We start from the raw sequence: 12,285 nt of genomic DNA, 5'->3' as shown, positions 1-12,285 counted from the left end.
TGCGATACTGATCATCGTTTTGTTTACCTAAGTCATAGAGCGAGATAGATGGATAAAATTGAAATACGCGGTGCCCGCACCCACAATCTGAAAAACATCAATCTAACAATTCCACGTGACAAACTTATTGTTATTACAGGATTATCTGGTTCCGGAAAATCATCTTTAGCCTTCGATACTCTGTATGCAGAAGGTCAGCGTCGTTACGTCGAATCGCTGTCGGCTTATGCGCGCCAATTTTTAAGTTTAATGGAAAAACCCGATGTCGATCATATCGAAGGCTTAAGCCCAGCCATTTCAATTGAGCAAAAATCGACTTCGCATAATCCACGTTCAACCGTGGGTACCATTACCGAAATCTACGATTATTTACGTCTGTTATTTGCCCGTGTAGGCGAGCCACGTTGCCCAACCCATAACTTACCCTTGTCGGCACAAACGGTCAGCCAGATGGTCGATAAAGTGCTGGCGATGCCACAAGACAGCCGCCAAATGCTACTCGCGCCAGTGGTAAACGATCGTAAAGGTGAGCACGTTAAACTGCTTGAAAGTTTATCGGCTCAGGGTTACATCCGCGCCCGTATTGACGGCGAAGTGTGCGATTTAACCGACCCACCGACGTTAGATTTACATATAAAACATACTATTGAAGTGGTGGTTGACCGCTTTAAAGTGCGTGAAGACATAAAACAACGTTTAGCTGAATCATTTGAAACGGCATTAGAGTTGTCAGGCGGTATCGCAAAAATTGCCAGCATGGACGATTCGACAACCGAAGAATTAGTGTTTTCGGCTAACTTTGCTTGTCCGCATTGTGGTTATTCAATGGCCGAGCTTGAACCGCGCATTTTCTCGTTTAATAATCCGGCGGGGGCTTGCCAAACCTGTGATGGTTTAGGCGTACAACAGTTTTTTGACCCAGACCGCGTGATCACCAACGACGAATTATCATTAGCCGGTGGCGCTGTAAGAGGCTGGGACAGACGCAATTTTTACTATTTCCAAATGCTCAGCTCATTGGCAGAACATTACAAATTTGACGTTGAAAAGCCCTTTGCTGAACTGAGCGACAAAGTAAAAAAGATTGTCCTCTATGGTTCAGGCAAACAAAACATTGCCTTTAAGTACATTAACGACCGTGGTGACGTGGTGGTACGTAACCATCCGTTTGAAGGTATTTTAAATAACATGGACCGCCGCTACCGCGAAACCGAAAGTAATTCGGTGCGCGATGAGCTGTCTAAGTTTATTAATATGCAGCCATGTAATAGCTGTGGCGGTTCACGCCTGCGTGAAGAAGCCCGCAACGTGTTTATTGGCGAGCTTAACTTGCCGCAATTAACCACCTGGTCCATTGGCGAAGCCAAAGCGTACTTTGATACCGTCACCTTTGAAGGCCAACGGGCGCAAATTGCTGAAAAAATCTTAAAAGAAATCGGCGAACGTTTAGGCTTTTTGGTTAATGTTGGTTTGAATTATTTAAGCTTATCGCGCTCAGCCGAAACCTTATCGGGCGGCGAAGCACAGCGTATCCGTTTAGCCAGCCAAATTGGTGCTGGGCTTGTGGGCGTTATGTACGTATTGGATGAACCTTCCATTGGTTTGCATCAACGCGACAATGAACGTTTATTACAAACCCTTATTCACCTACGTGACCTAGGCAACACCGTTATTGTGGTAGAGCACGACGAGGATGCCATTCGTTTAGCCGATCATGTTATCGACATTGGCCCAGGAGCAGGTGTACACGGCGGCGAAGTGATTTGCGACGGCACATTAGATGACATCCTTAACTGCGAAGAGTCGGTCACTGGCCAGTATATTTCTGGCAAGAAGCAAATTCACATCAGTGATGAGCGCACGCCCATTGACCCTAAAAAAGTTATTGAGCTATTTGGCGCATCAGGTAACAACTTGCAAGATGTCGATTTAACCATTCCGATTGGGCTATTCACCTGTATTACGGGGGTATCTGGCTCTGGCAAATCAACTCTGATTAACGACACCTTTTTTAAAATTGCCCATCGCATGCTTAATGGCGCTACGGTCGACGAACCTGCACCTTATAAAAGCATTAAAGGCATGGAGCAATGCGACAAAGTTGTCGATATCGACCAAAGCCCTATTGGCCGCACGCCGCGTTCAAACCCAGCCACTTACACGGGTATTTTTACCCCAATACGTGAGTTGTTTGCCGGCACGCAAGAGTCGCGCACCCGTGGTTATCTAGTCGGCCGCTTCTCATTTAACGTCAAAGGCGGACGCTGCGAAGCTTGCCAGGGTGATGGCTTAATTAAAGTGGAGATGCACTTTTTACCAGACGTGTATGTGCCTTGTGACTCATGCAAAGGTAAGCGCTATAACCGCGAAACCTTAGAAGTGAAATACAAAGGTAAAAACATTCACGAAGTGCTGCAAATGACCGTTGAAGATGCGCGCAGTTATTTTGATGCGATTCCATCGATTGCGCGCAAACTGCAAACGTTAATGGATGTAGGTTTGTCGTATATCCGCTTAGGTCAAAGTGCGACTACGTTGTCTGGTGGTGAGGCGCAGCGGGTTAAGCTGGCAAAAGAGTTATCTAAACGCGACACAGGTAAAACCTTGTACATTTTAGATGAGCCAACTACAGGTCTACACTTTGCTGACATTCAACTATTGTTAGATGTATTGCATCGCTTAAAGTCGCATGGCAATACTGTTGTGGTGATTGAGCACAATTTAGATGTGATTAAAACCGCAGACTGGATTGTAGACTTAGGCCCAGAAGGCGGCGCTGGCGGCGGCATGATTTTAGCCACTGGTAGCCCTGAAGATGTCGCCGAGCACCCTGAGTCGCATACCGCGCGTTTTTTAAAGCCAATGCTGGAGATTCATAAGCAACGCGCTACAACCAAAGCGAAAGCGAAAAAGTAGCCTTAATGTTTCCCATCCACCCATAACAAAGAGGAGTGCCAATATGTTCATACCTCTTACTCGTTATCGGGTGGTTGGGTTGCTTTTATTACTTAGTCTAACCAGCGGCTGCAGCTCCAACTTACCCGAATGCTCCTCCGCATTTACCACCACTTGGCCTGACGCAACAGAGCAAATACATCACGATATCAGCCAACTGGCTTCTGCTGAGTTTCAAGGGCGCAAAACCGCAACGCTTGGTTCTCAAGCCGCGCAAGATTATATTATTGCGCGCTTTCATCAGCTTGGGCTTAAACCTTGGCAAGCAGATTTTGCCATCCCCTTTACCTTCGACTATCAATTCTCAACGATAACTGGGGTTAATTTAGTCGCGACCATTCCGGCAAAAGTCCCGTCGAATCGCTGGCGGATCATTACTGCCCATTACGATCATTTAGGTCAAAAAGGGAGTACGGTGTTTCCTGGCGCCGACGACAATGCCTCTGGCGTTGCCGGTATGCTGGCGATTGCTCAACGTTGGCAACAGCAGTCTGAAATAGATGACGTTAATTTGATGTTAGTGGCAACCGATGCCGAAGAGCCGGGATTGTTTGGCAGTTACGCCCTGGTGAAGTTGTTGCAGCAAGACCCAACCATTGACGTGGAATTAAGTGTTAATCTTGACATGATTGGCCACCCCAATCGCCGCCGAGCAATTTATATGGAAGGTGAAAAGAATCTTGCACAGTTTGAAGCCATTCGGGCACAACTGATGCAAAAAACGCAATTATGCATTCGCACTCATCGCAGCAGCTTACTCAGCGGGCGCTTACAAAAAGCCGATTGGTTAAGGGCATCGGATCATTACCCGTTTCATAAGGCAGGGTATAAATGGGTGTATTTTGGCGTACCGCCACATCCGCAATACCACACTGAATATGACACTACAGACACCCTCGATATTGACTTTATTGTGGCAGTGGCCGAAACCGTGTACCAACTGCTGCAGGTAGATAAACTGACCGAGTCACCATAAAAGTGCGGTTAGATGACAACAAACGTTCACTTTTCAACCAATTAGTGAATTCTATAAATCAAGAATCAGGCCAATCTTAACGATTATTGGCCAAATTGATGTTTATTTTCAGTTTTTACGTGGTCAAATCGCATACTTGCTGCTATAATACGCCCCCTTATCGGCGCGGGAAATCGACACGGGGTTGATTTTCTGTCTGTGAAACTTTAGCACGAGCTTCCGAACTTCGTGCGCATCCACAAGGCTACAACTCAATGTCATCCAATGAAAGAACTTTCCGCGAACTCGGCCTGTCTGAGTATTTGTTGCGTTCACTTGACGAGCTTGGTTATGAAAAACCAACGCCAATTCAGTCTGCTAGTATCGACCCGCTTATGGCTGGTAAAGATATTATCGGTCAAGCGCAAACCGGTACTGGTAAAACAGGTGCATTCGCCCTGCCTTTACTAAACAAAATCGACATGAAAATCAATGCTCCACAGATTTTAGTGTTGGCTCCAACTCGTGAACTAGCCGTTCAGGTTGCAGAAGCTTTTGGTAGCTATGCAAAACACATGAAAGGTTTCCACGTACTGCCTATTTACGGCGGTCAAAGCATGCAACAACAGTTAAACGCCCTTAAGCGTGGCCCACAAGTGATTGTTGGTACACCTGGTCGTGTAATGGATCACATGCGTCGTGGCACACTAAAATTAGACACATTAAAAGCATTAGTGCTTGATGAAGCTGATGAAATGTTAAAAATGGGCTTCATCGATGATATCGAATGGGTTCTAGAACATAAACCAGCTAACAGCCAACTTGCGTTGTTCTCTGCCACTATGCCTGAGCAAATCAAGCGCGTAGCTAACAAGCATTTGAACAGCCCAGTTAACATCAGCATTGCTGCTAGCCACACTACGGTTGATTCAATTGACCAACGTTTTGTGCAAGTTTCACAACACAACAAACTTGAAGCGTTAGTACGCGTATTAGAAGTTGAAAATACTGAAGGTATTATCATTTTCGTACGTACACGTAACAGCTGTGTTGAATTAGCAGAAAAATTAGAAGCTCGCGGTTACGCATCATCACCACTACACGGTGACATGAACCAACAAGCACGTGAGCGCGCTGTTGAGCAGTTAAAACGCGGCAAGTTAGACATTTTGATTGCAACTGACGTAGCAGCACGTGGTTTAGATGTTGAGCGTATTGGTCACGTTGTAAACTACGATATTCCTTACGATTCAGAAGCTTATGTACACCGCATCGGTCGTACTGGTCGTGCTGGCCGTAAAGGTATGGCCATTTTGTTTGTGACCAACCGTGAAATGCGTATGTTACGCACTATCGAACGTGCAACAAACAGCCGTATTTCGCCAATGAAAGTGCCTAGCCCAGAGACTGTTGCAGAGCGTCGTTTATCTCGTTTAGGCGAGCAAATCCAAGAAACCTTAAACGGCGACTTAGATTTCATGAAAAACGCCGTTGCTGAATTATGCCAACAGCTTGAAGTTGATACCGACTTATTAGCCGCTGCATTATTACAGCAAGTACAGCAAGAGCGTCCGTTACAGTTACCAACGATTACTGAGCGTCAACGTGATTCACGTGATGACCGTGGTGATCGCAACAGCGACCGTCCACGTCGTGAGCGCAGTAACCGTCCGGCGCCAACTAGCTTTGGTAGTGCAGACACCCTAAAAGATAACCCAGACGTGAAGATGAACCGTTATGTTATCGATGTGGGTCGTGAAAATGGTGTTGGTGTAGGTAACATTGTTGGTGCTATCGCTAACGAAGCTAACATCGACAGCCGTTTCATTGGTCAAATTCAATTATTCGACCAAGTGACTACCGTTGACTTACCAGATGGCATGCCAAAAGACATTCTATCTCACCTTAAAAAGGTACGCGTATGTGGTCGTCCACTTAACATCCGTGAAGCCGGTGATGAAGTGTTTGCAGACTCTGGTCGTGGTGCGCCACGCAAGCCTCGCGGTGACCGCCCTCGTGGTGATCGTCCTCGCGGTGACCGTCCTGCAGGTGCAGAACGTCGTCCACGTAAGCCACGTGACAATGGCTAATCATTCATTTGAATGACACAAAAAATGGAGCCTCAGGGCTCCATTTTTGTTTTCAGTTTTTAATAGTGAAGACTCTAGAGCGCTACGCTGCTAGATTCTAGAATACTAAAGCGCTTGTTATCATTTCTAGCAGGACGCAGTCCGTCCTAGTAGCGAAGCGACCCTAGCAGGACGAAGTCCGCCCTAGCAGCAAAGCGACCCTAGCAGGACGCAGTCCGCCCTAGCAGCAAAGCGACCCTAGCAGGACGAAGTCCGCCCTAGCAGCAAAGCGACCCTAGCAGGACGTAGTCCGCCCTAGCAGCAAAGCGACCCTAGCAGGACGAAGTCCGCCCTAGCAGCAAAGCGCCCCTAGTGATAATCCTTTTGCACCAAGTGTTACAATACAGTCCTGAATGCTTTAGACTGCTTGCGCTTTTGATACATAGGCACAATTTGCACGGCAAAGACTGCACACACAATCAGCACTATTCCCATAAATGACAAGCCATCGATATTGGCGCTGCTAAATACCCCGCTCCACCAGCCTAAACTGACGACAATTTCTGTCGCGGTAAAACTCAACACCGGCGTTAACGACAACATTGCACTGACTTGTGCGGTTGGCCAATAATGTAAAGCCTGACCAAAACAACCATACGCTATCAAAGTATTGGCGCCGCAAAATAATACAATCCACCATTGGTTTAATGTCATAGTGTTAAACTGACTAAAATCGCTAAACGGTGCCATGGCAACAATGCCTAATGCATAGATAAATAACAGCACATTACTGGGCGATAATCGCTGACTCACCGACTTTTGTAATAGCGCGTAACTGGTCCACGACATCACCGAAAACTGCACAATCATAATGCCGATAAGCACTTGCTCATCACGAGCTTGGTCCATATCGAGCTGCAGATGAAAAAACATCAACATACCCAATGCAAGCGTGGCAAAACAACTCAGTTGGAATGCGGTAAAACGTTCTTTAAAAAACAACACCCCACCAAATGCTAAAAAGAATGGCGCTGTTTGAAAATTAAGTTGTGCTGTGCCCGGGGCTAAGTAACCCAATGAGTACACAAACGACACGTAATTACACATCAGCAATACACCAGCCAAGGTGAGTTTTAGCCATACTGCCCGTGGTAAACCCACAAATTGACGCAACGCACCGGTTTTCCATTGAATGAATAATGTCACCACCAACGCCATTAAAAACCGAAACCAGGTCAAGGTGACCGGAGTAATAAAACCACCAGAGAGTTTGAGCGCTATGGGCAATATCCCCCAGAAAAGTATCGCAATAGAAACAAATATCAGCCCTAAGCGATTATTGGCGTTTTGTTGTTCAGTACTCACGTTGGCTCACTCATTACATTATTTAGGCGGTGAATATTGCCTGAATGAAGGACTAAAGTCTTCCACATCTGTCGTTGATTGTTCGCATAATAAAAAAGCCTATTTCAACACGCCCTTTTCGCGTGGCAAATCCAGCTAATACAGGTAAAATAGCCGCCATAAAAAACCTATGTGCCCTACTACCTAAGGAACACTCGCATGAGTCTTGCTGATTCCGTTCTTGCCGTGAACAATGATTTACCGATCCGTACCGACAAGCCTGTCCATAGTGGCAAAGTTCGCAGCGTTTACTGGTTAACTGATACCGATAGCCGTCGTCTTATTCAGGACAAAGGTTACGATGTCCCTGAAGATACTCCACTTGCCATTATGGTGATCAGCGACCGCATTTCAGCATTTGACTGTATCTTCCATGGCGAAGGTAACTTGCAAGGCATTCCAGGCAAAGGTGCGGCATTAAATGCGATTTCAAATCACTGGTTTGGTTTATTTGCTGAAAACGGTTTAGCTGATAGCCACATTTTAGATATTCCGCACCCATTTGTGTGGATAGTACAAAAAGCCCGTCCCATTAAAGTTGAAGCCATTTGCCGTCAATACATTACCGGCTCAATGTGGCGTGCCTACTCAAAAGGCGAACGTGTTTTTTGTGGCATCACCTTGCCAGAAGGGTTAAGTAAAGATCAAAAATTACCTGAATTACTGATCACCCCATCAACCAAAGGTATTTTAACCGGTATACCAGGCGTGCCTGCGCAAGATGACGTGAATATCAGTCGCAGCGACATTGAAGCCAACTACCAGGCATTTGGCTTTGAAAAGCCACAAGATATCGACTTATATGAAACCCTGCTAAAGCAAGGATTCAAAGTGATTTCAGACGCGCTAGCGAAACTTGACCAGGTGTTTGTCGATACCAAATTTGAGTTTGGTTATGTGAATGACAAAAACGGTCAGTCAAAACTGATTTATATGGATGAAGTCGGCACCCCTGACTCATCACGCATTTGGGATGGCCCAGCTTACCGCGACGGTAAGATTGTTGAAAACTCAAAAGAAGGCTTCCGTCAGTTCTTATTAAATCATTTTGACGATGCCGACATTCTATTAAACAAAGACAGAATGCCAGAGCGTGAAGCCCTTGCCCGTGACAATGACTTACCACTTGAAGCCATGATGAACGTGTCGCGTACTTACACTGGCGTGGCAGAAAAAGTCACCGGTAACAGCATTGCACTGCCGGCTAATCCAAAAGCCGACATCATCAAAGTGCTACGCGAGCAATACGATTTAATTGACTAATCATGCTCTCGCGACATGCATTAAGGCGCCTTCTGGCGCCTTAATTCTATTCGTTATCATGATGCTCAATCCCTAGCAAATCTCCCTCCTCAAAGATTAAATTTACAAAACTCACAAAATGTAAATGATAATGATTTTCATTAATATCGAGTGTATTATCTCGGCTAAAACATAATTACTCATAACAGAACAGGGACTCGTTCATAGCCGCTGAAGATGATAACACCATGAAATTAAATAAAATTAGCCTAGCTGTTCTATGCGCTATTAGCTTATCGCAACACGCCTTTGCTGCCGACGAACCTATCGACGCCAACAATGACACGGTAAACACCGATAACATTGAAAAAATTGAAGTGACTGGCAGTTATATTGCTGGTTACAACGCCCACTCAGTGAGTGGCGCCTCACGTTTAGACCTCGCCATTATTGATATCCCTCAGTCTGTTTCGGTTATCACCGAAGCGCAAATGCAAGACTTTCAATTACACGACATCAATGCCGCGCTAGACTCTGCCACCGGGGTTAACGTTGAGCGAATTGAAACCGACCGCACTTACTATACCGCCCGTGGTTTTGATATTACTAACTTCCAAATTGACGGTATTGGTTTGCCACTTACCTCAGGTAATAACCATGCCGATGAAGACACCGCGATTTACGATCGCATCGAGGTTATCCGCGGTGCTAACGGCTTAATGACAGGTGTGGGTAATCCATCTGCCACCATCAACTTTATTCGTAAACGCCCTACCGCAGACAATCAACTAACCGTTAGCGGTACTTACGGCAGCTTTAATAACACCCGTATCGAAGCTGATGGTTCTGTCAGACTCAATGACACTTTTGCAGCCAGAGCCGTGGCGGTAACTCAAAGTAAAGATTCGTATTTAGACCGCTACGAAACCGATAAAAATGTCTTTTATGTATTTTTAGAAGCCAACTTAACTGACGACACCAGCTTGTCGCTGAGCCACAGCTACATTAATAATGACGCCACAGGCAATAACTGGGGCGCCCTGCCGTTGTTTTACACTGACGGCAGCGCCACCAATTACGACAGCTCAACCAATACCTCAGCAGACTGGTCTAACTGGCAGGTCATTAAAAACAATACCGTGTTTGAGCTAAGCCACCACTTTAATTCTGACTGGCGTTTACGGGCGACTTATTCACATAAAACAACCGACGAAGACACGGAGTTATTTTATGTGTTTGGCACACCAGATAAGGATACCGAGCTTGGTTTAACCGGTTATGGCAGTGAGTATGATTTAGATGACCAAAGTGATTTAGTGGATATTTATGTTGATGGTAACTTCAACCTGTTTGGCCGCGAGCATCAACTTGTTGCTGGGGTTAACTATTCTAAAATGAGCTACACCGACAGTTCACTTTATGATTACACCACTGACTATGGCTTCCCCGAAATGCCAGATCTCAACACTTGGGACGGCAACACCCCAAAACCGACCTTTACTGATGGCTTACGCGGCAGTGATGTGACCCGTAAACAACAAGCTGCTTACTTTACCGGTCGCTTTAGTGTTGTGGATGATTTACACGTGATTGTCGGTGGCCGTTACAACGATTGGCAAGCAGAAGGCGAGTCATACGAAGTTAACCAAGATGCCGATTATGACAAATTTATCCCATACTTAGGTGCCGTTTATAGCTTTACGCCTGAACTAGTAGCTTACGCCAGTTACACCGAAAATTTTGTTGCACAAACTGAAGCCGACAGTGTGGGGGTGTTTCTTGACCCTATCACCGGAGAAAGCCGCGAAGTGGGCGTAAAAAGCGAACTGTTTAACGGTCGTTTAATTGCCAGCTTAGCCTACTTTGACGTAGAGCAAACCAATATTGCAGTACTTGATCCTGAAACAGCAGGGTTACCCATCGACATGCAAACTTACTATGGTGCTGACGGGATTAGTAGCACAGGTTTTGAGTTTGAAGTGGCCGGTGAAATTTACCCAGGTTTGAATGCCAGCATAGGTTATACCGACTTTGACATTGAAGGTGACGATACCGTTGCTGCTTACACCCCTAGCAAACTATTAAAATTTGCCGCTACCTATGACTTTGAAACCATAGAAGGGTTATCTATCGGGATGAACATGCGCTGGCAAGATGATATCTCGCGCAATCAAGGAGTCGTAGCGGAAGGTTTTGACAACGCAGGCGCTGAGATTATTACCAAGCAAGACGCCTATGCGGTGATTGATTTAATGGCTAAATATCAAATTACCGAGAATCTAGGATTAGCAGTTAATGCCAATAATGTTGGTGATGAAAAGTACATCAATAGCTTGTACTGGGCCCAAGGTTACTACGGTGCACCTGCAAACTACAGTGCCACGTTAAGCTGGAAAATGTAATTAGTCGCGCAATCCGCGTCAGTGAGATAACCTTTGCTCAGTGGTATCAATGCCAGGTTATCTCACTGAATTCATCCAACAATGAAATGACATTCTTATGAGAAAAACCCTTTTTAAATGGCACTCTTATGGTGCCCTTATCGCCATGCTACCGTTATTGATCATTTCAATAACCGGTAGCATTTTAGTGTTTAAAGTCGAAATAGACAGCTTACTACGCCCAGCGCATATGTTAGTCGACGCCTCAGCCACAACGCCAAGAATCAGTTTAGACACGCTAATGGATACCATGCTAAGCGCCAATAGCGATTATGAGTTAGGTGGCTGGGAGATCTTTGATGATAAATCACGTTCTGACGCTGGCTATTTAATTGAACGCGGCACAGAAAATTGGTTTAAAGTGTATGTAAATCAATATAATGGCCAGCTATTATCTGAACCACAAACCTTGACACATTATCTAACCGACTGGCTACTAGAGCTACACTATAGCTTTTTGTTCCATGTCGCTGGGGCAAGCGTTGCGTTAATTGTCGGTTGTATCATGCTGTTTTTAGGGATTAGCGGCATCATATTATATCGCCGTTTTTGGGTTAAGCTGTTTACCTTACGCTTTAACGCGGTGAGGCGGATATTGTTTAGCGATATTCATAAATTTATTGGTATTTTGAGCTCGCCAGTGCTCATTATTGTGGCTTTAACTGGGGTGTATTGGAACTTTATTGGCATACAGCATGAACTAAGCGAGCATGCCGATGGCGAGCATTATCTTGTGAGTGCGCCACGCCATAGCCCCAGCATTTCATTTGAAGCATTGATGCAACAAACCGAAGCCGAGATTACCAGCTATAAAGCAGGCTACCTGACTATGCCCTTTGAACCCGGCCGTGATATCACTTTTTACGGCGAGGTCGACAGCAGCAACCCATTTAATAGCGAATACGCCAGCTTTGTTAGCTTTGACCGAACCACAGGCAAATTACTCGCCAAACAAGACATTCGTCAAGCAAGCACATTAACCGTGTTTTTAGACAGTTTTCGTAAATTACACTTTGGCTATTTTGGCGGGTTATTGTCACGGATAATTTGGTGCATTATCGGTTTAATGCCGTTAATCCTTGGGTTTACTGGGCTGTATTTGTATTGGCACCGCCGGAAACAACGGGTTAAATCAGCACACAATCGTCGCCAGCAAGTAGTCAGCGCATAAAACAGCTAATAAAAAAGGATGACGATATTGTCATCCTTTTTGCTTAAG

General features: G+C 45.4%; 7 protein-coding genes. 6 read left to right on the top strand and 1 reads right to left on the bottom strand.

The genetic code is table 11. From position 1 onward, the window contains the following. Nucleotides 1-48: 48 nt before the first annotated feature. The 3 genes from uvrA (at nucleotide 49) to IEY48_RS02980 (ending at nucleotide 6,000) form a co-directional block, all read left to right on the top strand. Nucleotides 49-2,916, top strand: a complete 2,868-nt coding sequence (gene uvrA, locus IEY48_RS02990) for an excinuclease ABC subunit UvrA (RefSeq protein ID WP_188917096.1) — start codon at nucleotides 49-51, stop codon at nucleotides 2,914-2,916. A 43-nt stretch (nucleotides 2,917-2,959) separates the two neighbouring features. Then, a complete protein-coding gene (locus tag IEY48_RS02985) occupies nucleotides 2,960-3,931 on the top strand; it encodes a M20/M25/M40 family metallo-hydrolase (RefSeq protein WP_188917094.1) in 972 nt (323 codons plus the stop codon). A 254-nt stretch (nucleotides 3,932-4,185) separates the two neighbouring features. Further along, nucleotides 4,186-6,000 (top strand): DEAD/DEAH box helicase, encoded by a 1,815-nt coding sequence (locus IEY48_RS02980; protein WP_188917092.1) that lies wholly within the window; start codon nucleotides 4,186-4,188, stop codon nucleotides 5,998-6,000. A gap of 375 nt (nucleotides 6,001-6,375) precedes the next feature. Here the strand turns inward: IEY48_RS02980 and IEY48_RS02975 are convergent, their stop codons facing one another. Continuing rightward, nucleotides 6,376-7,344 carry a DMT family transporter gene (locus IEY48_RS02975; RefSeq protein ID WP_188917090.1) on the bottom strand — a complete coding sequence of 323 codons (969 nt, stop codon included), beginning with the start codon at nucleotides 7,342-7,344 and terminating at the stop codon, nucleotides 6,376-6,378. Nucleotides 7,345-7,542: 198 nt separating this feature from the next. On the opposite strand from IEY48_RS02975, the gene IEY48_RS02970 reads away from it, so the two are divergent. The 3 genes from IEY48_RS02970 (at nucleotide 7,543) to IEY48_RS02960 (ending at nucleotide 12,237) form a co-directional block, all read left to right on the top strand. Continuing rightward, nucleotides 7,543-8,646 carry a phosphoribosylaminoimidazolesuccinocarboxamide synthase gene (locus tag IEY48_RS02970; protein WP_188917088.1) on the top strand — a complete coding sequence of 368 codons (1,104 nt, stop codon included), beginning with the start codon at nucleotides 7,543-7,545 and terminating at the stop codon, nucleotides 8,644-8,646. A 227-nt stretch (nucleotides 8,647-8,873) separates the two neighbouring features. Next, a complete protein-coding gene (locus IEY48_RS02965) occupies nucleotides 8,874-11,027 on the top strand; it encodes a TonB-dependent siderophore receptor (RefSeq protein WP_188917087.1) in 2,154 nt (717 codons plus the stop codon). Between the two features lie 97 nt (nucleotides 11,028-11,124). Beyond that, complete coding sequence (locus IEY48_RS02960; RefSeq protein WP_188917085.1) at nucleotides 11,125-12,237, top strand: PepSY-associated TM helix domain-containing protein; 1,113 nt, start codon at nucleotides 11,125-11,127, stop codon at nucleotides 12,235-12,237. Nucleotides 12,238-12,285 lie beyond the last annotated feature (48 nt).

The sequence above is a fragment of the Shewanella saliphila genome (genome assembly GCF_014648295.1).
GTDB classification, from domain to species: Bacteria; Pseudomonadota; Gammaproteobacteria; order Enterobacterales; family Shewanellaceae; genus Shewanella; species Shewanella saliphila.
This window is presented reverse-complemented; position numbering and strand designations above follow the sequence as displayed.

What these genes read in the sequence shown, in the direction of transcription:
- uvrA (WP_188917096.1), top strand. Translation starts at nt 49, where the DNA reads ATGGATAAAATTGAAATACGCGGTGCCCGCACCCACAATCTGAAAAAC.
- IEY48_RS02985 (WP_188917094.1), top strand. Translation starts at nt 2,960, where the DNA reads ATGTTCATACCTCTTACTCGTTATCGGGTGGTTGGGTTGCTTTTATTA.
- IEY48_RS02980 (WP_188917092.1), top strand. Translation starts at nt 4,186, where the DNA reads ATGTCATCCAATGAAAGAACTTTCCGCGAACTCGGCCTGTCTGAGTAT.
- IEY48_RS02970 (WP_188917088.1), top strand. Translation starts at nt 7,543, where the DNA reads ATGAGTCTTGCTGATTCCGTTCTTGCCGTGAACAATGATTTACCGATC.
- IEY48_RS02965 (WP_188917087.1), top strand. Translation starts at nt 8,874, where the DNA reads ATGAAATTAAATAAAATTAGCCTAGCTGTTCTATGCGCTATTAGCTTA.
- IEY48_RS02960 (WP_188917085.1), top strand. Translation starts at nt 11,125, where the DNA reads ATGAGAAAAACCCTTTTTAAATGGCACTCTTATGGTGCCCTTATCGCC.